Annotated in this window: 16 protein-coding genes and 1 pseudogene; 10 read left to right on the forward strand and 7 right to left on the reverse strand. The window is 63.5% G+C overall.

The features are described from left to right. The first annotated feature begins 65 nt into the window (after positions 1–65). From N008_RS19410 to N008_RS19425, 5 genes are all read left to right on the forward strand, one after another. On the forward strand, positions 66–1,034 hold the full coding sequence (locus N008_RS19410) for a VWA domain-containing protein (RefSeq protein WP_052381769.1): 969 nt from the start codon (positions 66–68) through the stop codon (positions 1,032–1,034). Beyond that, positions 1,031–2,023: a hypothetical protein gene (locus tag N008_RS21975; protein ID WP_052381770.1), complete on the forward strand. Its 993-nt coding sequence runs from the start codon at positions 1,031–1,033 to the stop codon at positions 2,021–2,023. Before N008_RS19410 ends, N008_RS21975 begins: the two co-directional genes overlap by 4 nt. A gap of 109 nt (positions 2,024–2,132) precedes the next feature. Continuing rightward, positions 2,133–3,314, forward strand: coding sequence for an acetyl-CoA C-acyltransferase (locus N008_RS19420; protein ID WP_270128329.1), 1,182 nt, complete (start codon positions 2,133–2,135; stop codon positions 3,312–3,314). A 97-nt stretch (positions 3,315–3,411) separates the two neighbouring features. Further along, a complete protein-coding gene (locus tag N008_RS23355) occupies positions 3,412–3,675 on the forward strand; it encodes a hypothetical protein (protein WP_156109418.1) in 264 nt (87 codons plus the stop codon). Between the two features lie 4 nt (positions 3,676–3,679). Beyond that, positions 3,680–5,134, forward strand: a complete 1,455-nt coding sequence (locus tag N008_RS19425) for a toxin-antitoxin system YwqK family antitoxin (protein ID WP_052381771.1) — start codon at positions 3,680–3,682, stop codon at positions 5,132–5,134. 112 nt (positions 5,135–5,246) lie between these two features. Here N008_RS19425 and N008_RS19430 read toward each other — a convergent pair whose 3' ends face one another. The 7 genes from N008_RS19430 to N008_RS19460 form a co-directional block, all read right to left on the reverse strand. Further along, positions 5,247–6,545, reverse strand: a complete 1,299-nt coding sequence (locus tag N008_RS19430; protein WP_044017937.1) for a sensor histidine kinase — start codon at positions 6,543–6,545, stop codon at positions 5,247–5,249. 65 nt (positions 6,546–6,610) lie between these two features. Then, a complete protein-coding gene (locus tag N008_RS19435; protein WP_044017938.1) occupies positions 6,611–7,990 on the reverse strand; it encodes a sigma-54-dependent transcriptional regulator in 1,380 nt (459 codons plus the stop codon). Positions 7,991–8,677: 687 nt separating this feature from the next. Next, positions 8,678–9,877, reverse strand: a complete 1,200-nt coding sequence (locus tag N008_RS19440; protein ID WP_044017939.1) for an ABC transporter permease — start codon at positions 9,875–9,877, stop codon at positions 8,678–8,680. 109 nt (positions 9,878–9,986) lie between these two features. Next, positions 9,987–11,267, reverse strand: a complete 1,281-nt coding sequence (locus N008_RS19445) for an ABC transporter permease (protein ID WP_044017940.1) — start codon at positions 11,265–11,267, stop codon at positions 9,987–9,989. Positions 11,268–11,426: 159 nt separating this feature from the next. Further along, the gene (locus N008_RS19450) at positions 11,427–12,095 is read right to left on the reverse strand and encodes an ABC transporter ATP-binding protein (RefSeq protein WP_044019141.1); all 669 of its coding nucleotides are present in this window, start codon (positions 12,093–12,095) and stop codon (positions 11,427–11,429) included. Positions 12,096–12,471: 376 nt separating this feature from the next. Beyond that, entirely contained in the window at positions 12,472–13,881 is a 1,410-nt protein-coding gene (locus tag N008_RS19455) for a TolC family protein (protein ID WP_071884576.1), read from the reverse strand. Positions 13,882–14,060: 179 nt separating this feature from the next. After that, positions 14,061–15,308 (reverse strand): efflux RND transporter periplasmic adaptor subunit, encoded by a 1,248-nt coding sequence (locus N008_RS19460; protein ID WP_044017942.1) that lies wholly within the window; start codon positions 15,306–15,308, stop codon positions 14,061–14,063. An 834-nt stretch (positions 15,309–16,142) separates the two neighbouring features. Here N008_RS19460 and N008_RS19465 point away from each other — a divergent pair. From N008_RS19465 to hisS, 5 genes and pseudogenes are all read left to right on the forward strand, one after another. Further along, positions 16,143–18,620: an outer membrane beta-barrel protein gene (locus tag N008_RS19465; RefSeq protein WP_044017943.1), complete on the forward strand. Its 2,478-nt coding sequence runs from the start codon at positions 16,143–16,145 to the stop codon at positions 18,618–18,620. 337 nt (positions 18,621–18,957) lie between these two features. Then, positions 18,958–19,404: a carboxypeptidase regulatory-like domain-containing protein gene (locus tag N008_RS19470; RefSeq protein ID WP_044017944.1), complete on the forward strand. Its 447-nt coding sequence runs from the start codon at positions 18,958–18,960 to the stop codon at positions 19,402–19,404. 128 nt (positions 19,405–19,532) lie between these two features. Further along, positions 19,533–20,284, forward strand: a pseudogene (locus N008_RS22495) (IS5 family transposase). Positions 20,285–20,459: 175 nt separating this feature from the next. Continuing rightward, complete coding sequence (locus N008_RS19480; RefSeq protein ID WP_044017945.1) at positions 20,460–21,107, forward strand: DUF2459 domain-containing protein; 648 nt, start codon at positions 20,460–20,462, stop codon at positions 21,105–21,107. 49 nt (positions 21,108–21,156) lie between these two features. Continuing rightward, positions 21,157–22,560 (forward strand): histidine--tRNA ligase, encoded by a 1,404-nt coding sequence (gene hisS / locus N008_RS19485; protein ID WP_044017946.1) that lies wholly within the window; start codon positions 21,157–21,159, stop codon positions 22,558–22,560. The last annotated feature ends 93 nt before the right edge of the window (positions 22,561–22,653 follow it).

Below are 22,653 nucleotides of genomic sequence, written 5' to 3' on the forward strand. Positions count from 1 at the left end.
TCGCCGCTCCCTACTTCCCGCGCTGCTTTTCACATGATTTTCATTTTGTTGCCTGCTCTTTCGCCATGCTGAACTGGGCCTATTCCGTGTCGTGGAAAGAGGTGGCGGCACTCAGCATTTTTTTTGCGCTCTACCTCGGATTTTTTTTCCGGACCCGCCGTTTGGCGGCTCCGCTCAACCAAAAAGGCTGGCGGCTGGGCTGGAAACTGACGCTGCGGTTCCTGTATATGGGGTTGCTGGGCATGGCTCTGCTGGGCCCGGCATATGGCCTCACCCGGCAGCCGGTGCGCACCACCGGCAAAGACGTGTGGCTGCTGGTGGACCTGTCGCGCTCCATGGATGCCCCGGATATTGCGCCCACCCGCCTGCAAAAGGCCAAGGCCGAGTTGGCTCAGCTGGCCTCCCGCTTTCAGGCCGACCGGATTGGACTGATTGTATTTGCGGCGGAAGCCTACGTGCAATGCCCCCTCACCTATGACCAAAGCGCCCTGCAGCTGTTTTTGAGCACGCTGCAAACCAACCTGGTGCCAGCGGGCACCACCGACCTGACGCCGCCGCTGGAGCTGGTGCTGGCACGCCTCAACAAGCTGCCGGCCACGTCGCCGCGCGCGACGGCGCTGGTGCTGGTCAGCGACGGGGAGGATTTTGGGGAAAACCTGGAGCCAACGCTGCGGCTGCTGGCGCGCTCGGGTGCCCGCCTGTTTGCGCTGGGCGTAGGCACGCTGGATGGCTCCCGCCTGCCACGCGAAAAAGGCGGCTTCGTGCGCGACGCCCGCGGCCGCGACGCGGTGAGCCGCCTCTCTCCTACTCCATTGCAGCGGCTGGCCGAACAAACCGGGGGCCGGTATTTCGAGCTGTCTGACCGCCGCGACGAGTTTCCGTTGCTGGTAAATGCACTCAACCGGCTGGAAGGCCAGACCGAGCAGGTGCGCACCGTATCCGTGGCCGACAACCGCTACCGGTATCCGCTGGCGCTGGCACTAGCGCTGATGGCGCTGGACATATTGCTCACGGTTCGCGTAATCAAGCTATGAAGCACGCAGGTATTATGTTGCTGACGCTGCTGGGGGGCCTGGGTGGGTTGCGCACTATCCACGACCGGAACGAGGCGGTGCAGCAGGCCCAGGCAGCCTACCGCCGCGCAGATTTTGTGCGGGCTACGCAACTATATAATAAGGCGGTGCAGGAGCTCGGCGCTACGGATGAGGCCATCCTGCTCAACCTGGGCCATGCCAGCACCCGGGCCGGCCAGACTGCCCTGGCCCGCAACGCCTACGGCCGGCTGTTGACCAGTCGCTCGGCGGTGGTGCGCAGCACTGCCCAGCAGCAGCTGGCCGTGCTGGCCACCCGCAAAGGCGACTACGCCCAGGCGCTGGGGCTGCTTCGGCAGGCGCTGCAAACCAATCCGGCCAATGCGCTGGCCCGCTACAACTACGAGGTAGTGAGCGAATACCTCACGCGGCGCCAGCAGGACCCGACCATTCCGCTCCCCACTCCGGCTGAGGCTCCGCCCGGCACCGATGGCCAGCCGGATAAGTCGGCGGGGCCGAGCCCGGCGCCGCAGTCCCGTGCCGGCCAGGACCGGCCGGGCCAGCTCGACGACCCCAACAGCCCGCAGGACAAGCAAAACCCGGCGCAGCCCCAGGCCAACCCAAACGGCCAGCGCGACCCCAACCAGCCAAGCAACCAACTCGGCAACAGCGCCAGCGGCAACTTTCAGCCGGGCCAGGGTGAGCAGCGCCGCGTGGCCCAGGGCAGCCAGCCCGGCAACACCCGCGGCTTCAGCAACTCGCCCGATGGCCCGGAGGGCCGCGGCGGCACCAGCAGCCAGCCCGGCACCGAAACCGCCGCCCCCGATGAGGCTCAGCTGCAAACCCAGCGGGCCCGCCTGCAGCAAATGAACCTGAGCAGCGGCCAGGCCCGGCAGATTCTGGAGGCCCTCAGCGCGGCCGAGCAGCAATACCTGCAGCAGCTGCCCCGCCCGGCTACCGCCAAGCCCGACCCCAACAAACCCGCCTGGTAAGGCAGCGGCAGCAAGCGTCCGAAACCGGGCTGCCAGCCGCCTACAGCCCATTCCCCAATCACTCGTACCTTTACCCACAGATTCCAACCACTTCCCCACCCCCTGTTTTATGCAAATCAAAGAAGTAGTAATTGTATCGGCCGTTCGCACGCCCATCGGCTCGTTTGGCGGCAGCCTAGCCTCGCTGTCGGCTACGGAGCTGGGTGCCATTGCCCTGAAGGGCGCGCTGGAAAAGGCCGGCGTTGATGCCTCCGAAGTTCAGCAGGTGATAATGGGCAACGTAATTTCGGCCAACCTGGGCCAAGCGCCTGCCCGCCAGGCCGCCAAGAAAGCCGGCCTGCCCGATACGGTGGAGTGCACCACGGTAAATAAAGTGTGTGCTTCAGGCTCGAAAGCCATTATGTACGCCGCGCAGGCCATCATGCTGGGCCAAGCCGATGTGGTGCTGGCGGGCGGCATGGAAAGCATGTCGAACGTACCGTATTACCTCGATAAAGCCCGTTTCGGCGCCAAGTACGGTCACGGCCAGATGATTGACGGCCTGATGAAGGACGGCCTCTGGGACCCGTACCACGACTTCGCCATGGGCGTAGCCGCCGACCGCACCGCCACCCACTATGGCATCACGCGCGAAGACCAGGACGCCTTTGCCCAGCAGAGCTACGAGCGGAGCGCCGCCGCCGCCCAGGCTGGCAAGAAGAAAGATGAAATCGTGCCCGTGACCATCACGGTGCGCGGCAAGGAAACCGTTATCAGCGACGACGAGGAGTACACCAAGGCTGATTTCAGCAAGTTCGCGGCCCTCAAGCCCGCGTTCGGCAAGGAAGGCTCCGTGACGGCCGCCAACGCCTCTACCCTCAACGACGGTGCTGCTGCCGTGCTACTGATGAGCCGCGAGAAAGCCGAGGCCCTGGGCGTGAAGCCGCTGGCCATCGTGCGCGGCTTTGCCGATGCCGAGCAGGCTCCGGAGTGGTTCACGACCACCCCGTCGCTGGCTATTCCGAAGGCGCTGAAGCACGCCGGTCTGGAGGCTTCGGAAGTGGATTTCTACGAAATCAACGAGGCTTTCTCGGTGGTGTCGCTGGCCAACAACAAGCTGCTGAACCTGGAAGGCAAAAACGTGAACGTGTACGGCGGTGCTGTAAGCCTGGGCCACCCGCTCGGCGCCTCCGGTGCCCGCATCGTGACGACGCTGCTGAACGTGCTGCAGAACGAAGGCGGCAAAATCGGCGTGACCGGCATCTGCAACGGTGGCGGCGGAGCCAGCAGCATCGTGCTGGAGAAGCTCTAATCACGGATTTAACCGGATTATTCGGATTTCACGGATTTTGTAGTCGATTTCTGAAATTAGATAAAGCCCTGCCGCAACGTTGCGGCAGGGCTTTTGTTTGCTGATCCATCTGGGGCCGGGGCTGCCTGCCTTCTTGCCTGCCTGCCACAAGGATCTGGCAGTTCGCAAGGTGCTTACCCTGCTACAAGCGCTGGCAGTGGCCGCGGCCTTGCCATGCGCTTCGGCGGAGCTGGCAAAGCCGGCGGTGCTACCTTTGATTTATCTGCTTTGCACCAGTAGCGGGCGCAACAGCGTTGTAGCTCACAGCCGCGAATCGTCCACAAAATCCGTGAAATCCGCTGAAATCCGTGCTAATCCGTGATCCTATGAAACGAACTGCCTTTGCCCTGCTCCTGCTCACGGCCGCTACCTCGGCCCAAGCCCAGAAGATGCGACGCTTCACCACCTACTTCGACTCGACCAACACCCGCAAGCGTGAAATCTACTCGGCCGTGGTGGCCAGCGATACGGTGATGGAAGGGCCTTACAAGCGCTTTTACCGCTCCGGCAAGCTGGAGGCCCAGACCCGCTACGCCGGCGGCAAGCGCGACTCCAGCTACGTAGAGTTTCACCCCAACGGCCAGCGCCGGCTGGAGGTAACGTACCAACAGGGCGTGCGCCAGGGGCCGTTTAAGACCTACTACGAAACCGGCAAGCCCGCCCAGGAAGGCTCCTACGACAACGACCAGCCCACCGGCACGCTGCGCTACTACCACCCCAACGGCGAGGTAAAGCTGGAAACCACGCTGGCCGCCGGCCAGCCCGCCGGGGCCGTGCGCGAGCTGTACCCTTCGGGCAAGCCCAAGGTGGAAATCACCTACCAGAATGGGCAGGCCAACGGCCCGGTGAAAACCTACTACCCCAACGGCCAGCTCCAGAGCGAAGCCACATACAGCCGCGGCCTGCTGGCCGGTCCCTACAAAACCTACTACGACAACGGCCAGACCGAAACCGAAGTGCTGGCCGATAAGTCGGGCAAGGGCAGCTACCGCAGCTACTACCGCTCCGGCAAGCTCCAGACCGAGGGCAGCTACGTGGCCAGCACCTTCGCGGGCCGCGCCGTGAAAAACCCGCTCGGCGACGACCTGACCAAGCAGGCCCGCAGCCTGGCCGGCGGCACCTCCAACCTCGAAGGCCCGGCCAAAGCCTACTACGAAAGCGGCGCCCTCAAAAGCAAGATGACCTACCGCCAGGGCGTGCTGACGGGCACGCAGGAAGATTTCTACGAGTCGGGCAAGCCGGAGCAGAAGATTGAGCACGCCAACCAGGGCCGCGACCGGAAAGTGACGGCCTATTTCGAGGACGGCACCGTGAAGGCCGAGCAGCAGTTCAAGGCCGGGCAGCCGGCCGGGCAGTGGCGCACCTTCCACCCCGGCGGCAAGCAGCCCGCCACCCAGGAAACGTATGTGAATGGGCGCCTGGCCGGCGAGAAGCTGAGCTACTCGCCCACCGGCACCGTCCTCAGCAAGCTGGTTTATGAGAACGGCAAGCCCACCGGCCTCGGCCAGGAGTTTTATGAGTCGGGCAAGCTGAAGGCGGAAACCACTTACGTGAAGGGCCTCAAGACGGGCACTTTCCGCCAGCTGCGCGAAGACGGCACCCCGGAAACCACCGGCTTCTACCGCAACGGCAAGCAGTCGGGCGTCTGGACCACCTTCGGCCCCGACGGCAAGACCGTGCAGGAAAAGGCCACTTACCGCAACGGGCAGGTAGTAGCTGATGGCCCGCCGGTCCCCACACCAAAAGTCCCAGCCACAAAGGGCCCGGTGAAGAAAAAATAGCCTTAACCGCCCCCGCCAGTAACCGCACGCGGCGCTGGCCGGAGCAGCTTACCGATAGGTAGCGCTGCTCCGGCCGGCGCCGCGTGACGCTTTGGAGCGGGTCGATTGCCGGCTACAGCCAGATGGTAAACGCCGTGCGGCCGTTGGGCTGGGGTTCGAGGCTGAAGCGGCAGTGGTGCTGCAGCAGAATGTCGCGGGTGAGGGTAAGGCCGATGCCCTGGCCGTCGCGCTTGGTGCTGAAGAAGGGCGTAAACAGGCGGCGCTGCACCTCGGGGGCCAAGCCGGGGCCGTCGTTTTCGATGATGAGCTGCGCGGGCTCCTGATGGGTGCGCACCCAGATGTTACCGTCTTCCCCGATGGCCTCCTGGGCGTTTTTGCAGATGTTGAGCAGGGCCTGTTCCAGCTGCACCGGGTCTACCTCGGCCACCAGCAGCGCGGGCGCCAACTCCCAGTGCCAGCGGATGCGGCGGCGCTCGGCCTGCACCTGCAGCAGCCGCGCCGTGGTCCGCAACAGCTCATGCACGTCGGTGGATTGGAGCCGGGGCGGCGGCAGGCGCACCAGGGTAGCAAAGTTGGCCATGAAGTTAGCCAGGTGGGTGTTGCGGCTGATGGACACATCGAGGGCTTCGGTAAAATCGGGCTGGTCCTGGGGCTGCAGCTGGGGGGCATAGTGGTGGAAACTTTGGAGGATGGAGTTGATGGCCCCGATGGAGTTGTTGATTTCGTGGGCCATCATCCGGATCAGCTTCTCATAGGCCTGCTTTTCCTGCCGGATCAAATCTTGGGTCAGCTCTTCCAGCACGATAAACCGCCGCGTGAAGCCCCGGTCGATAAACCGCGAGCTGTGCGCCCGGTAGGTCTGCAGACCCGAAAGCTGCACCACCTGCGGCTGCGTCTCGCTCAGGGCCGCCAGGGCCGGGCCCCAGTCGCCGGGCAGGTGGGCGGGCTGCTGGCCCAGCAGCTGGGCAGCGGTCTGCGCCAGCATACGCTCGGCGGCGGGGTTTACGCCTTCAATATGGCCCTCGAAGGACAGCAGCAGCACCCCGGCCGGTGACGCCCGAATCAGGCTTTCCAGCAAATGGCTTTTCTCGTGCTGCGTTACCCGCTCCTGCCGCAGCGCGTCGAGCATGTGGTTGTACACAGCAATGAGCTGGTCCATGTCGCGCTGGCCTACGGGCACGAACTTCAGGGAGAAGTCCTGGGCCCGGATGGCCTCGGTACCGGCCGCAATCAACTGAAATGGCCGCACAAACCCCCGGTACAGCCGCCACGTCAGCACCAGGCTCAGCAGCAGCAGTGCTTCCAGCCCCACAAACAACGGCGCATTCGTGGTTCGCACCTGCGCCGCCAGCACAATAAGCACGCCGTGGATGATGACGACGACGAAGATGAATTGCAGGCGCAGAGACATAGCGGGATTCGTGTGCGGAAGGGACAAAGAACGTCATGCTCCGCTCAGCATGACGTTCTTACTTGCTACTCCGCATCAAACGGAATAGCGTATTTCTCCAGCCTGCGGTAGAGCGCGCCGCGGCTCAGGCCCAGGGCTTTGGCCACGCGGCTAATGTTGCCGCCGTAGTGCTCCAGGGTGCGGCGAATCATCTGAGCTTCCAGCTCGTCGAGGGTGATGGTGCCGGGCTCGGGCAACTCGCCAGCGGCGGGCACCCGCGCGGTGGGCTGAAACTGGGCCTCAAAGTCTTCGGGGCCCAGTTCGTCCTTGCCCGAAACCAGCACGGCCCGCTCCACCAGGTTTTTCAGCTCCCGGATGTTGCCCGGTAGTGGCTGTTCCTGCAGCCAGTGGCGGGCGCGGGTGCCCACCTTTAGGGCCGGGCGGTGGTAGGTGGCGCGCAGCCCGTCCACGAAGTGCTGCACCAGCAGCGGAATATCTTCGGGCCGCTCGCGCAGGGCGGGCAGGCGCACCGTAATCAGGTTGATGCGGTAAAACAGATCTTCACGAAAGTGGCCCTGCTGCACCATGTCGGCCAGGTTACGGTTGGTGGCGCAAATCACGCGGATATCGAGGCGGCGAGGCTTGCTGTCGCCGAGCACCTCGTAGGTGCGGTCCTGGAGCACGCGCAGCAGCTTCACCTGGCTGCTCAAATCCAGCTCCCCGATTTCATCCAGGAAGATGGTGCCACCGTTGGCCAGCTCGAAGCGGCCCTGGCGGTCGGTTTTGGCATCGGTGAAGGCCCCACGCCGGTGCCCGAACATCTCACTCTCAAACAGCGAAGCCGAAATACCGCCTAGGTTCACCTTCACGAAGGGCTGCTTTTTCCGCTGGCTGTTCTGGTGCACGGCTTCGGCAATCAGCTCCTTGCCAGTGCCGCTTTCGCCCTCAATGAGCACCGACGCATCGGTGGCTGCTACCTGGCCCACGCTGCGCAGCACGTGCAGCAGGCGCGCATCCTGCCCCACAATGGCCCGGAAATCATACAGTTGATCCAGCTGGCGCCGGCTGAAACCTGCGGGGTCGGTTTCGGCATCGGGCTCGTGCAGGCGCAGGATGGTACGGATGGTTTGCAGCAGGGCGTCGTTGTTCCAGGGCTTGGTGACAAATTCGGCGGCGCCGGCCTTCATGCCTTCCACGGCCAGCGTGATGCTCCCCCAACCCGTTATCAGCACCACGGGCAGCGTGGGGTACAGGCGCTTCAGCTGGGTTAGCAGCGCCAAGCCGTCGTGGCCGCTGGTGTCGAGGGAGAAGTTCATGTCCAGGAGCAGCAGGCGGGGCAGTTCCTCCCGCACGGCGGCCAGCACCGCCTCCGGCGTGGCCACGGCGCGCGCCGTGTAGCCAGCCTGCTTCAGCAGCAGCCCCAGCGAAGTGCGCACGGCCAGGTCGTCGTCGGCAATCAGTATCATAAGGTAAGGGCGAAGGACGGAAAGTGCCGGCACTTAATCGAGGGTCGGACCCACCTAATCGGGGGTCCGACCCTCGATTAAGTGGGTCCGACCCTCTAAATCAAACTAAGTTGGCTTGATTTAGAGGGTCAGAGGGTCGATTTAGGGCCAAACTGGCTCGATTAGGTGGGTCGGGCCTACTTAAATTGAGCCAACTTAGCCCAATTAGGAGCCAATCTGGACCGATTAGGTGGGTCCGGGACCCGATATAGAGCCACTTTGGGTCGATTTAGGTCCACTTCAGACCGATTACGATGAATGAACACACGAAATCAATCTAAAGCGGGCCGATTTTGGGCTTCCGGGTACCGGTTTTCGGGTGGTAGTTGGTTGGCCTCAGCGGCTGATGCTACCTGGTTTGCCTGCGTGGCCAACTGGTTCATCTTTTCACCGAACCAGTTTCTCATTTCAACCAACCAGTTTTCCAGCAAACCGAACCAGTTCATCTTTGCAGCCAACCAGTTCGGGGCGGCACCCAACCGGTAGGCTTTTTTTGGTGAACCAGTTCGGGTCGGACCCGAACTGGTTCTTCATTTCAGCCACTCAGTTTGGGTCCGACCTGAACCGATTAACCATTTTGGCAAACCAGTTTGGGTCGGACCCGAACTGGTTCAGCTTTTTAGCTAGCTGATTCGGTACTCAGGCCTCCTACTCTTCCCGCAGCGCCACGGCCGGATGGATGCCGGCCGCCAACCGGCTGGGGTAAAACGCGCACAGCGCCGTAATGACGTACACGGCCACGCCCGCCACCGCAATACCGGCCAGGTAAAACTTCGGTTCCAGCTCAAACGCCCCCAGCAGCGGAAACTGCACTGCCAGCAAACAGCCCAGCACCACGCCCAGCGTGCTGACGACCAGCATTTCGCCAAGAAACTGCCGGCTGATAGCCGAGCCGGTAGCCCCCATGGCCCGGCGCAGCCCTATTTCGGCCCGGCGCTGGCTGATGTTGTACCAGAGCACGCCAAACAGGCCCAGGGCCACGTTCACAATCAGAAACAAGCTGATCAGGGCCAGCCCTGCCACCGGCACAATGGTGTAGCGGCGCTTGTGCAGGCGGTCCTCGTCCATCACGCGCACCATGGTGGTCCACTGGCGCGTGACGCCGGCCACAGTGCGGGCTATTTTCTCCTGCAGCTCCCCGCCCGCGCCGGGGGCCACCCGCACTACCACGTTGGCCGTTTCCCAACGCGTCGAGTCAAACGGCAGCAGGCGTTTCCACATGGAGGGCACGGGCGGCCCGAAGTCGTTTTCCATCCGCACGTTTTCCACTACGCCCATCACCTGAAACTCGTCTTCGGGCTTGATGTCGGGGCCAGGCTCGGCCCAGGAGAAGATTTTGCCCAGGGCCGGCTCGTTGCCAAACAAGGATTCGCGCAAATCCTGGCTGATGACCACCGGCCGGTGGTGGCTGCCGTCATCGGCCTTGGCAAACCAGCGGCCTTCGCGCAGCTTCGGCCTCATCACCTGGGCATACTGGTCATCGGCGTCGTACACGTTGGCCTGCCCCGACTTCCGGCCTTTGTAGCTGAACGCGGACGTATTGGTGGAGAAAATAAAGGGCATGTTGCCGCTGGTGAGGGCCACCTGCCGGACACCGGGCAGGGCCTGCACCTGGCGCAGCACCTCGTTCAGCTCGGTGCGGGGCATGGTTTCGCTCTGGCCGGCCCTGATTTCGAGCCGCCACACTTGCTGATAGTCGAAGCCGTGGGGGGCCAGAAAGTTGGTACCGAAAGTGATGAGCATGGTGCCCACGGCAAACAGCACAACGAACGAGAAGAAAATTTCCGACACCAGCAGCAAATTGTTGCGCTTGCGGTTCCAGATAAGTTTGAACAGATGACGAAGCATGAGGCCAGGTGGTGATAGGATGAACTGGTGGATTAGTGGGTGAGCTGGCGGTTGGCGCAGCTTATGCTGCAAGCGGCGTCAATTGCCCGGTACCCCAGTGTTTCGCTGCTTATTTCTGCTCGCCGCTGCCGCGCAGAGCCACTACTGGGTTGAGGCGCGACATTTTCCAGGCGGGATACACGCCGCTCATCAGCCCAAACAGCAGGGCCAGCCCCAGACCCCAGCCGAACACCCGCCAGCTCAGGCTGAACTGGGCATAGGCTACGATATGGGCGTCGTTGAGTAGCGCCAGCGCGCCGGCAGCCAGGCCCAGGCCCAGCAGGCCGCCCACCACGGCCAGCACCACGTTTTCCACCAAAAACTGCCCCACCAGGTTGCGGCCCGTAGCCCCAAAGGCCTTCCGAACGCCAATCTCGCTGGAGCGCTCCAGAATGCGCGTCACGTTCAGGTTCACCAGGTTCAGGGCTGGCAGCAGCATAAACAGTAGCCCCATGAGGGCACAAATCAGGTAGAAGGCCCCCACGTTGTCGTTGTCCAGGGTCTGGGAGTTGCCGGAGCCCACGGACCGGGTGATGTGGAGGGCGCGGGTGAAGGTGGCCAGCATGGGGTCGGCGTAGGAATAGATGGCCTTCACTTCCTTGGGATTTGGGATTTCCACGCGCTGCACCATCTGGCGGTATTCCTCACGCATGGCTGGGGCCGCCGCTGCCGTGGGTGCCAGCAGCACCACCAGAAACTCCCCCCCTATGCTACTATCACGCACCAATGACGGGCTCAGCGTGTAGGGCACCCACACATCGGCATAGGAGGCAATGTGCACGGCCGACACGTTGTGCACCACCCCAGCCACGCGGTAGCGTTTCAGGTCTATCTCGATGGTGCGCCCCACCACGTCGGCGGTGCCGAAGTAGCTGCGGGCCGTGGCTTCGTTGAGCACGCAAACGCGCTGGGCCTGCGCCACTTCGGCCCTGCTGAACGCCCGCCCGCCCACAAACTCGAAGTCCATGATCTGCCAGAAGTCCCCATCGGTGTAGCGGATATCCAGCGGGAGCAGGCCGTTGTTGGTGAAGGCCGTGGCATTGTAAATATTCGATGTCAAGGCTACTTTCTCCGGCGTCTTCATCCGGCGGATGTAGGTATCCACGAAATGCACGCTGGCGGGCCGGTTCATCCAACCGTGGCCGTCCACCATCTCCTGCCTGATGGTATTCACGAACAGCATCCTGTCAATGCGCTTTTCTGGCATATTGGGCCCCACTACGTGGTCTACCAGGGCCATCACCACTAGCAGAATCATCAGTGTAAAGCTCACGCCGAACAGGTTGATAAACGTGAAAAACCGGCGGCGCAGCAAGACTTTCCAGGCAAGCTTGAGGTAGCTGAGAAGCATATAGTTTCAGTTAAAAAGGAAGGAGCCGTCATGCTGAGCGAAGGCGCAGCCGCAGTTGAAGCATCTCTACCGCTTCGTTTTCACGATTGAGTTAGTCAGAGATAGAGATGCTTCGACAAGCGGACGCCAGATCAAGCATGACGGTCAAACAGCGACGTTCTATGAGACTTGGCTGCCGTCGAAGAAGCGGATGAGGCGCTGGGTTTTCAGGGCCTGCTGCTCGTCGTGGGTGACCATCACGATGGTGGTGCCTTCCTGGCGGTTGAGGTGCAGCAGCAGGTCCATAATCTCCTCCCCCATCACCGAGTCGAGGTTGCCGGTGGGCTCGTCGGCGAGGATGATTTCGGGGCGGCCGGCCAGGGCCCGTGCAATAGCCACGCGCTGGCGCTGCCCCCCGGAAAGCTGACTGGGGAAGTGGCTGGTGCGCGGACTCAGGCCCACTTTATCGAGGGCGGCGTAGGCCCGCTCCCGGCGTTCTTTGCCCCCCACGCCGGGCCGGTACAGCAGCGGCAGCTCCACGTTATCGAGCACCGAGAGGTCGTTGATGAGGTGGTAGCTCTGGAACACGAACCCAATTTTGTGGTTGCGCAGCGCGGCCAGTTCCCGGTCGGAGTATGATTGCACGGGGCGGCCATCCAGCTCGATTTCGCCGCTGGTGGGCTCGTCTAGCAGCCCCATAATGCTGAGCAGCGTGGATTTGCCACAGCCGCTGGGCCCCATAATCGACACGAATTCCCCCTGCCCGATGGTCAGGTTCACTTGGTGCAAAGCCACCGTTTCGATGGTTTTGGTCTGGTAGACCTTCTCGATGTTGCGCAGCTGCAGCACGGGTGGGCGGGTAGAGAGCTGAGCCGCCGAAGCAGCGGGGTGGGCATTAGCCGAAGCGAGGATATTTTCCATGGAAGCAGTCAGGAGAGGTTGCGAATGGTGTCCGGTTGCGGGCAGTCGGCGGGCCGGATTGCGGTACCTTAGCCAAGCCGAATGCCAATTGTTCAAAAATCTATTTATCAGTTATTTACAATCAATTTCACAATGCCACCCGGCGCAAAATATGTCCGATTCCGGACACGGTGTTCGGTTGCAGCCGTTTCGTGAGTCCGGTCCGGCAGGCCGGTTTAAGCAAGCTGATGTTGTTGCGCCGTCGTTCGGGCGTCAGCACGCGGCAACCGGCCCGACGGCTTGCAGCCGCCGGACCGGGACGCGGCTACTGCGCGGCCAGGGGCTGCTGCCGCTCGAAGTCGTAGAGGGTGAGGGCGCGGAGGCGGTAGTGCGCCACCCAGGCGGCGCGCAGAGCCAGAATATAGGTGCGGCGGGCCTGGTCCTTTTCGGCGGAGGCAATGGTGAGGTCGGTGAGGCTGATGCGGCCGACTTTGTAGGTGGCCTGGGCAATGGCGTAGCGCTGCCGGGCCAGCGAATCGGACCGGGCCGTGAGGGTTAGCTGCTCAGCCAGGGTGCCGAGCTGGGCGGCCTGCACCTCCACGCTGAGCGCGAAGCTGGCTTCTTCCTGAGCCACATCGGTCTGCACCTGGCGGCGGGTAAGCTCGGCGGTTTTGACGATGGATTTCTGCCGGCCCCAGTCCACGAGCGGCAGCGCGAAGGTGAGGCGCACCTGCTGCTGGTTTTGCAAAGCGGCGTAGGTGTCCCAGAGGTTACCGGCCTGGTTTACGTAGCCCAGATTGGCGGCCAGTGTGGCCTGAAAACCAGTGCTGCCCCGGGCCAGGGCCACGGCCCGCTCGGCCTCCAACAGCCGCCGTCGGAACGCCAGCCCCACGCTGCGGTACTGCTGCGCCTCGGCCAGCGCCCGGCCGGCCGGCACCACCAGCCGCGGGACGGCGGCCGGCACCGCGAGGCGCAGATGCTCGGCCGACAGGCCGGTATAGATCTGGAGCTCCACGGCCGCATTCTGAGCATCGAGCTGGCCCTGGGCTACGGCCTGGCGGGCATTCAGCAGGTTCAGCTCCAGCCGCAGTACGTCGCTCTGGGAGAGGCGACCCAGCCGGTACCGCTCCTGCCCGATGCGCAGCAGTTCCTCGTTGGCCTGCACGTTCTGGCCCGCTACCTCGGCGTTTACCTGTTGCTGCAGCACATCAAAATACAGCTCCGTGATGCGCTGGGCAATGGTTTCGCGCTCCTCCACGTACAGCCGCTGGCTTTCCTGGTAGCGCAGCGTCTCCACGCGGCGGGCCCATTTCAGGTTGTTGAACATACCCAGCGGCTGGGTGAGGCCGATGGCTACGGGCTGGTTGTTATAGCGCTTCAGGCCGCCATTGAAGTCGTCGAAGCGCTGCAGTTCGGAGGCCACGAACACCTGCCCGCCGGTGCGGCCGATGTTCTGAGTGAGCGTCAGGGCCAGGTTGGAATTGTTGATGCGCACGGCCCGGAAGTCGGTGGTGCCATCGGGCTGCACCACGGGCGTCACAGCGCGACTGAAACCGGGCAACGTGCCCTGCAGCCCCAACTGCGGCCGGTAGTTGGCCTGGTAACCGCGCCACTGCCAGTAGCTTTGGTCGCGGCTGGTGGCGGCCTGCTTGGCCACCGCCGACTGGCTGAGCGCCTGCTCAATCACCTGCTGCAGAGACACGGCCGGCGGCTGGTTCTGGGCCAGCGCGGGCATTGTCAGCAAGAGCAGCAACCCGGTGTAGAGAGGCGACACTTCGCGTCTTGGTGCGTGCTGAGGTCGTTTTGGTGAGGTAATTCTGGCAGGAGTATCACTGGCCGTTCTGACGGGAGACGCAAAATATTGCGTCTCTACAACCCAATCGGCTAAGGCGGAGAAAAGCTGTTGCATGGCCGTTAGTCGTGGAGGGTGAGTTCGGGCGTGTCGGCGTAGTCCTTCGTGTCGGACACTACTACTTCCTCGCCGGGCCGCAGGCCGCCGGTTATCTGCACGTAGTCGAAGTTGCTGTCGCCGAACTGCACGATGCGGCGCACAGCTTTGCCGTCCTGCACCACAAATACCGGCTGCTCCTTGCCGCCCTGGTAGAACGGCCCGTTTTTGAGGCGCACCACGTTGTGGTGGGCTTTCGTCACCACGAATACATCGGCCCGCAGGTTGGCACGCAAGGCCGGGTGGTGGTCCTGGGCCAGGGTGGCGTAGAAGGAAACCACGCCTTTCTCCACGGCCGGACTGATGGTGCTGATGGTGCCGCGCAAATCGGTGCCGTTGATGCGGATAACCACCGCATCCTGCAGGTGCAGGGCATCGGCGTAGGCGTCGGAAATGGTGGCGCGTACCCGGAAGCGGCTCAGGTCGGCCACGCGGGCCAGCGGGTCGCCGGCCTGCACGGTGGTGCCCAGGTCCTCGTTCACCCAGGTCAGCACGCCGGGCTGCTGGCTGCTGATGTTGGCCTGCTGCAGCTTGCCGGCCAGCTCGGTAATGCTGCGTTCCTGGATCTGGAGGGTGAAACCCAGTTCGCGCACATCGGCGGCGTTGGCGGCGCGCTGGTTGCGGATTTGCTCCGCGAGGCGCTGCTGCTCCAGCCGGGCCACGCGCAGGCTCAGCTCGGCCTGGCGCACGCTCTCGGCGGTGCCGCCCCCAATCTGCAGCAGGTATTGCTCGTCGCGCAGCGCCGACTGCAGGCTGCGCACCTTCACCTGCTGCACCTGCTCCTGGGAACGAAGGTCGTTGAGGGCTTTTTCGAGGCTGAGCTGGAGCTGGCTGTTCTTGTTGCGGTGTTGCTGCTGCTCGTCCTGGAGCTTAGCCAGGGCCGTGCTGGTCAGTTCCCGGTCCAGCTCCAGAATCGTCTGGCCCGGCTGCACCCGGCTGCCCACCGCCACCGCCACCCGCCGGATGGTGCTCTGAATGGGACTGGTAATCACCGCCTCGTGGGCCGGAATGATGACGCCGGCCGCCGTGAGAGAGGCTTCCACGTCGCCTGTTTCGGCGCGGGCCGTGAGGATGCTGGCACGGCTGAGGCCGGGCCGGAGCACCGTGCGGAAGGCCAGCAGGCCCACCGCCAGCAGCAGCAGCAGCCCCGCGCCCAGCAGCCAGCGGCGGCGCAAACGACGGTTTTGGGTGGTCTGAGGAATGGCTCTGTCCATTTTCGTACAGGTAGCAGGAAGGTACTACCTGACATAGCCAACGGCCGTGCCATTTATTCAAATCATTGCAATACAGCTTATTACATCAATTATTATCTATACTGCATTCATCAATTGTGTCCGAAACCGGACACGGTGTTCACTACCAGCCGTCTGCTGCAATGCGGCTGGGCTAGCCTACATTACTACCAGCCCCTAGCAATGAGCAAATAGCTGGCGCAGTATGAGCCTTTTCGTTAGCTAACCCAACTACTAGCAGCTTGGAAATTTTGGCCAGCTAGTCACCAACTCAGCTGACGAAATACCAAAAGGGCTGCGGTTCGAAAATAAAATATCGAGTTCAGGCTACCCTTTGGCGCTATGGCGCATCTAATAACCCAGATGCCCGTCAATATGGCTTAATAGGCTTATTTAGAGGTTTTTGGGGATATTTTCAGCCAGTATCCAGTACCCTAAGCCCCATATTCTACAACCCGATAACCGCGTAACACAAAATTAATTTCACCAGTACCTTGCGTCACATAGTACCTTTACTTACCTTTGGATCATTAAGTAGCAAATCTCTCAGCCGCTTGTGCTGCTCCTGAACCGGAGCCCACCCGCGGCCACCGCCAGACACCTCCGCGCCAATCGGGCCGGCAGTAGGCAGCTCGCTCGAAAACTTTGTTTCCGGCCGCTGTTCGCGTGTTTTGGCTTCTCTGGCACCTCAGGTATGGCCTGAGCGTCGCCCCTCCTTTTCGTGCCTTTGTCACGGGCAAACAGCCTCCCAGCGGAACCGCGGCCGCCTGGAACGGTACCCCTTTGCCTGGTTTGTTTTTCAACTCACCACTCCCCATGACTTCCTCTACGTCTTTCAGCCAGGCCCTCAAAGGCCTGGGGTTCCTCGCTATGCTCGCTCCGCTGACCGCAGCAGCCCAACAGCCAACCGGCGCGGTTTCCGGCACCCTTCTCGACCAAGCCAGCGGGCAGCCGCTGCCTTTCGCCAACGTGGTGGTGCTCCGGGCCCAGGATTCCACGTTTGTGAGCGGCGCCCAAACCGGCGAAAACGGCACCTTTGAGCTGGCTTCGCTGGGGCTGGGCTCCTATCTGCTGAAGGCTTCGGCCATTGGCTACCAGGGATTTCGCCGGAAGGTGGCGCTGAGCAGCACAGCGCCTAGCGTCCGGCTGGGGACTCTGAAACTGATTCCGACCGCCACCCAGCTCAAGGGCGTGACGGTGACCGGCGAGCGGGCCACCATCGAGAATGAGCCCGGCAAGCGGGTTATCAACGTGGAAAAAGACCTGGCCAGCGTGGGCGGCATGGCTACCGATGTGCTGCGCAATGTACCTTCAGTGGCCGTGGATGCCAACGGCGCAGTGAGCCTGCGCGGCTCGGCCAACCTGACCATCCTTATAGACGGTAAGCCCTCGGGCGGCAGCAACGGCGGTACGGGCCTGCGCCTCGACCAGATTCCGGCCTCCCGCATTTCGCGCATCGAGGTAATTACCAACCCCTCGGCCAAGTACGATGCCCAGGGCACGGCCGTGCTGAACGTGATTCTGAAAAAACAGACCAAAAACGGCGTAAACGGCCAGGCCAGCCTGCTGGGCGGCACTGGCGACAAGTACAACGCCAGCCTGAGCCTGAACCGGCACCAGGGCAAAAGCAACCTGAGCGCGAGCTACGACCGCCAGGATGAGCACTACCGCAACCGCACCGACAACCGCCAGACTTCCGGCGACGTGACCACCCGCCAGGACGGCACTGGCCGGGAGCGGAATGACTCCCACTCCCTGCGCCTGGGCCTGGACTACGAGCTGACGCCCGAGCAAAGCCTGAATCTGAGCGTGTCGCCCACCTGGCAGCACGAGCAGGACCTGGGCTTCCAGCGCCTCAGCACCGAGCGGGCCGGCCAGCCCACCACCACCCAGCTGGGCCAGCAGGAGCTGAACGTGGATGTGCGGATACTGGAAAACGTGGGCAGCTACCGCCGCACCTGGGAAGCCCACAAAGGCCGCGAGCTGACGGCCGTAGGCGGTGCGGTGCTGGTAGACGCCAAGGTGCCCGTGACCCAGACGCTGGAAGCCGGCGCCCTCAGCGGCTGGCGGCAGCAGATGGATGTGCAGGCCCGCATCTACTTTGCCCAGCTCGACTACACCCACCCGCTGGCCGGCAACAAAGGCAAGCTGGAAACCGGCCTGAAGGTGCAGCAGCAGCGCAGCAACGGCATTGCCGACCTGTTTGCCCTCCAGCCCGACGCCCCCGGCCAGTACGTCCGCGACCCGGCCCGCTCCCTGGCCTACAACTTCCGCGAAACCGTGCCGGCCGCCTACGCCAACTTCCAGCGCGGCTGGAACGGCTGGAACGCCCAGGCTGGCCTGCGCACCGAGTACACCAACACCAACGGGGACGTGAACGGCGGCCAGGGCAGGTTTAAGCTCGATTACCTGGGCCTGTTCCCCACCGCCAGCATCAGCCGGGGCATGGGCCGGGCCGATTCCACCAAAGGCGGGGCGCAGCCGCAGCAGCTTTCCTTCAGCTACGCCCGCCGCCTCAACCGGCCGAATTTCATGCAGCAGCTGGCCGTGCCGCTGTACCAGGACCCGCGCTTCTACCGCCTTGGCAACCCGTCGTTGCGCGCTGAGTTCAGCCACAACCTGGAAGTGAGCCACCAGCTGAGCCTGCCCGGCGGGGCCGAAATTACCACCACGCTGTTCGGCCGCTTCACCAGCAACGCCATCCAGCGCCTGCGCAACGTGGATACGCTGGCCACCAACCTCAACCCGGCCGCCGGGCTGGTGCTGGTGGAAACCTACCGCAACGCCGGCACCACCGCCAACGTGGGTCTGGAGATGACCTGGGCCCAGCCCCTCACGGCCTGGTGGCGCGTGCAGGCCAGCGGCTCGCTGTACCGCACCCAGTTCCAGACCAACGCCGAAAACACCGTAGACCGCCGTGCTTTGGCCGGCAACGTGCGCCTCAACCAAAACTTCACGCCCACGCCTACCCTGGATGTGCAGCTGACCGGCCAGTACAACTCGGCCATCCTCACGGCCCAGGGCCGCCGCCTGGCCTACGGGGGCATTGATGTGGCCCTGCGCCAGCGCCTGTGGCAGAACCGCGCCGCCCTCACCCTGCGCGTGTCCGACGTGCTGAACACCCAGGTGCGCAGCTCCGTGGTCGACTCGCCCGACCTCACGGCCAACCTCTACACCAAGCCCGAAACGCGGGTGGGCTGGCTGGGCTTCACCTGGTACTTAGGCGCTTCCAAAGCCAAAGCCGGCCGCATCGAAGGCGCACCCAAAGGCGGTGGCGGTGGCTTCGGCGGCTAGCATTCACTTCCCCGCTGATTTGGGTCGGCGCGCTGCTCTAGCAAATGCCTGAAAATTTCCTTCGCCGTTCAGGCATCCTTTCCCAGGCACCTGCCATCTATCACCCAGAAGGTCAGCTGCTTCGAATACAACTAACACCTACTCCCGGCCGGCTCCCTTTTTCGTTTCCTGCCGCTGTTGTCCCGCCGATTTGGGTGGCGGGGTCTGGTCCTGGCCTGCGCCTATAGCGCGCCGGGTGTTCCACCTGCTTTTCTCACTTGCTCCCGGTTTTCGCCGGCCCGTCGGGGCCGACTGACGGGCAGCGCCTTGCCTTCTCATTCCAACCTTTCTGAGCATCATGAAAACGTCCTTTTTGAATCGCACCCTCCTTGGTTTCATTTCTTCGCTGGCTGTGCTGCAGCTTTCGGCTCAGGTGCTAGGCCACGGCACCGTCAGCGGCAGCCTCCGCGACGGCGACACCCAGGAGCCCATTCCCTACACCAGCGTGGTGGTGCTGCGCGCCGACAACCACCAGCTGGCCGCCGCCGGCACCACCGATGCCAACGGCAACTTCAAGTTCCGCTACCTGCCGCTGGGCCGCTACATCGTGCAGTCGACGGCGCTTGGCTACCAGCCCCTGCAGCCTACGGTAGCGTTCCGGCCCTTGCACAACCGCCAGCAGCTGGGCACGCTCACGCTGCAGTCGTTGCCGGGGCGGCCGGTGGTAGTGGGTGCCCGCAAGGCCGTGGCCCAGCGCAGCAGCAACCAGCCTACCAATGTGCTGGCGCAACGCCTGGGCTCCTAGCTGGTAAAAAACAGCTATACTAGGCTGTGTCTGAAAAGGGGTGTTATGTATCTTAGGGTATGGCAGCACGGTATGAGTTAACAGATGCCCAATGGGCCGCGGTGGAAAGCGAATTGCCCCCACAACGTCTGGGGCGCCCCCGGCGCGATGACCGCCAGCAATGGAATGCCTTACTCTGGATCCTATGCACCGGAGCGCCCTGGCGGGATTTACCAGCACGCTACGGCCCCTGGCAAACGGCGTACGAACGATTTCGCCGGTGGGCCGCTGATGGCACCTTCGAGCGGGTGTTGCACCGCTTACGCCTGCGCCTGGATGCGGCCGGCTTGTTAGACCTGGACACGTGGCTGGTGGATTCGACCACGGTGCGGGCCACCAAAAGTGCGGCGGGCGGCACGAAAAAAAAGCCCAGTGCCTCGGGCGCAGCCGCGGCGGGCTGACCAGCAAGCTGCATGTAGTCTGTGATGGCGCGGGTACGCCGCTGGCCCTGCATCTGTCGGCCGGCCAGCGGCATGATGGGCCCCAGTTTGAACCGCTTTGTGAACAGGTGCGGGTGCGTCGACGCCCACGTCAACTCCTGGCCGACCGCGGCTACGACGCGGTCCACATTCGCCACTGGCTCCGTCGTCGTCGCATCCGGGCCGTCATTCCACGTCGGCAACCAGCCGCAGGCCGTCGCTGTCGGCGGCGAGGACGGCCACCCCGAATCGAGCCAACTCGCTATGCGCGGCGCAATGTGGTGGAACGCTTCTTTGGCTCGCTCAAAGAACATCGCCGCGTGGCCACGCGCTATGAGAAACACGACGCCCATTTCCTCAGCATGGCCTCGCTGGCCTGTATCCGCCGTATTTTGCAGCATCACTTTTCAGACACAGCCTAGTCCACGGAGACAATAATTTACGGTAATTAGCTATAGCTATAGTACCTTTTGACACGTGGCACCACGGCTTACGGAGCAGTGGTGCCACTGGTATGATGCGACGCTGGCCAGGATGGATGGCCGGTGCGTGCAGGAAGACGCTGTAAATCCCGGGCCACCGCCGAACTTGCGGGCTATGTCGGCCGCCTTTACCGCTTTTATCCTGTTGCTGATGACCGGCGCACTGCTGCCCGTCAACCGCCGGTTCCGGCAGACGCCCGACGGCGTGCCCGTGTTTGTGGTATCCAACGGCACCCACACCGACGTGGTGCTGCCGCTACGGGAGCCGCGCACCGGCATCAGCTGGCTGCCCCACCTGCCCGATTCCACGCTGCGGGCCCGGTTCGGCAGCTACCCCTACGCCGCGTTTGGTTGGGGCAGCGAAGGCTTCTATCTGGCCTCCTACGGCCGCCAGCTGCCGGGCCCCGGCGTGGTGCTGCGGGCCGTGGTACCGGGCCCCACGCTCATGCACGTGCGGTTTCTGCGCCAGGCCCCGGTGGCTGGCCCCCGCGTGGTACCGTTGCGCATTTCGGTGGCGCAATACCAAGCGCTGGCCGCTCAGGTGGCCGCCTCGTTTCAGACCGACAGCCTGCAGCACTACCAGCTGCGCAACGCCGCCGGCTACACGCCTACAGACTTTTTCTTCCGGGCCACCGGCCGCTACCACGCCCTGCGCACCTGCAACGACTGGACCGTGCGCACCCTGCGCCGGGCCGGGCTGCGGGTGCCGCTGAAGTCGCCGCTGGCGGCGCCGGTGCTGGTGCAGGCGCGGCGGGCGCGCTAAGCGGGCGCGCGTTTGCTTACCTTCGCGCCATCAATCCGCACAGTTCCTGATGAGCGTTCAAAAACCCAGCATCCCGCGCGGCACCCGCGACTTTGGCCCGGCCGTGGTGGCCCGCCGCAACTATATTTTCGGCGTTATTCGCCGCGTGTTCGAGAAGTTCGGCTACGCCCCGCTCGAAACCCCGACCCTGGAGAATCTGTCGGTGCTGACCGGCAAGTACGGCGACGAAGGCGACCAGCTGCTGTTTAAAGTCCTGAACTCCGGCGACTTCGCCAAGGACGTGACGGCCGACGACCTCGCTGCCGACAACCGCAGCAAGCGCCTGCTCCCCAAAGTGGCCGAAAAAGGCCTGCGCTACGACCTCACGGTGCCTTTCGCGCGCTACGTGGTGATGAACCGCGGCACACTCACGTTCCCGTTCAAGCGCTACCAAATTCAACCCGTATGGCGCGCCGACCGGCCCCAGCGCGGGCGCTACCGCGAGTTTTACCAGTGCGACGCCGACGTAGTGGGCACCGATTCGCTGCTCTGCGAAGCCGAAATCGTGCTGATGATGAGCGAGGTGCTGACCACGCTGGGCCTCACCGACCACACCATCAAAATCAACCACCGCCGCGTGCTGGGTGCCTTCTACCAGGCGTTGGGCGGTGAGGGCACCGAAACCGACCTGTTCGTGGCCATCGACAAACTCGACAAGATCGGGCGCGAAGGCGTGGAAAAGGAGCTGGCCGAGCGTGGCTTCTCGGCGGCGGCTATTGAGCGGCTGTTCGATTTGCTGGGCGTGGAAGGCCACTTCGAGGAGAAGCTTGAGCGCCTGCTGGCTGGCTTCGTGACGGCCGGCGTGGCCCCCGACAACGCCACCGCCGACGGCTACAAAGGCCTGCAGGACCTGAAGCGCGTGCTGGACTACCTGCGCGGCTTCGGCTTCGAGAAGTGGGACAACCTGGAGTTCGACGTGACGCTGGCCCGCGGCCTGAGCTACTACACGGGCTGCATCTTCGAAATCAAGATCAACAACGTGAACATGGGCAGCGTGAGCGGCGGCGGCCGCTACGACAACCTTACCGGGGCCTTCGGGCTGCCGGGCGTGTCGGGCGTGGGCTTCTCGTTCGGCGTCGACCGCCTCTACGACTGCCTGGAGGAGCTGCAGCTGTTTCCGGCGGCCGTAGCCACCACCACCCGCTGCCTGCTCACCAACTTCGACGCCGATAGCGAAACGGCCGTACTGCCGGTGCTGCGCGCCCTGCGCGAGGCCGGCGTGGCTTCGGAGTTGTTTCCGGAGGCCGGCAAGCTGGGCAAGCAGTTCAAGTACGCCGATGCCAAGGGCATCCCCTACGTGCTCATCCAGGGCCCCGAGGAGCGTGCCGCCGGCCTGTTCAAGCTCAAAACCCTGGCCAGCGGCGAAGAGCGCACCGTTTCGCTGGCCGACGTGCTGGCCGAGCTGGCGCGGTAGCCGGGGCGGCAGTAGCACCGTCCAACCAAGAGCCCGTCATGCCCCGCCCGGCATGGCGGGCTTTTTTGTTGCGCGGGAAAACCTCACTTTTAC

Source organism: Hymenobacter sp. APR13 (assembly GCF_000737515.1).
Taxonomy (GTDB): domain Bacteria; phylum Bacteroidota; class Bacteroidia; order Cytophagales; family Hymenobacteraceae; genus Hymenobacter.

What these genes read in the sequence shown, in the direction of transcription:
- N008_RS19465 (WP_044017943.1), top strand. Translation starts at nt 16,143, where the DNA reads ATGACTTCCTCTACGTCTTTCAGCCAGGCCCTCAAAGGCCTGGGGTTC.
- N008_RS19425 (WP_052381771.1), top strand. Translation starts at nt 3,680, where the DNA reads ATGAAACGAACTGCCTTTGCCCTGCTCCTGCTCACGGCCGCTACCTCG.
- N008_RS19410 (WP_052381769.1), top strand. Translation starts at nt 66, where the DNA reads ATGCTGAACTGGGCCTATTCCGTGTCGTGGAAAGAGGTGGCGGCACTC.
- N008_RS19440 (WP_044017939.1), bottom strand. Translation starts at nt 9,877, where the DNA reads ATGCTTCGTCATCTGTTCAAACTTATCTGGAACCGCAAGCGCAACAAT.
- N008_RS19460 (WP_044017942.1), bottom strand. Translation starts at nt 15,308, where the DNA reads ATGGACAGAGCCATTCCTCAGACCACCCAAAACCGTCGTTTGCGCCGC.
- hisS (WP_044017946.1), top strand. Translation starts at nt 21,157, where the DNA reads ATGAGCGTTCAAAAACCCAGCATCCCGCGCGGCACCCGCGACTTTGGC.
- N008_RS19430 (WP_044017937.1), bottom strand. Translation starts at nt 6,545, where the DNA reads ATGTCTCTGCGCCTGCAATTCATCTTCGTCGTCGTCATCATCCACGGC.
- N008_RS19435 (WP_044017938.1), bottom strand. Translation starts at nt 7,990, where the DNA reads ATGATACTGATTGCCGACGACGACCTGGCCGTGCGCACTTCGCTGGGG.
- N008_RS21975 (WP_052381770.1), top strand. Translation starts at nt 1,031, where the DNA reads ATGAAGCACGCAGGTATTATGTTGCTGACGCTGCTGGGGGGCCTGGGT.
- N008_RS19420 (WP_270128329.1), top strand. Translation starts at nt 2,133, where the DNA reads ATGCAAATCAAAGAAGTAGTAATTGTATCGGCCGTTCGCACGCCCATC.
- N008_RS19470 (WP_044017944.1), top strand. Translation starts at nt 18,958, where the DNA reads ATGAAAACGTCCTTTTTGAATCGCACCCTCCTTGGTTTCATTTCTTCG.
- N008_RS19455 (WP_071884576.1), bottom strand. Translation starts at nt 13,881, where the DNA reads ATGCCCGCGCTGGCCCAGAACCAGCCGCCGGCCGTGTCTCTGCAGCAG.
- N008_RS19445 (WP_044017940.1), bottom strand. Translation starts at nt 11,267, where the DNA reads ATGCTTCTCAGCTACCTCAAGCTTGCCTGGAAAGTCTTGCTGCGCCGC.
- N008_RS19480 (WP_044017945.1), top strand. Translation starts at nt 20,460, where the DNA reads ATGTCGGCCGCCTTTACCGCTTTTATCCTGTTGCTGATGACCGGCGCA.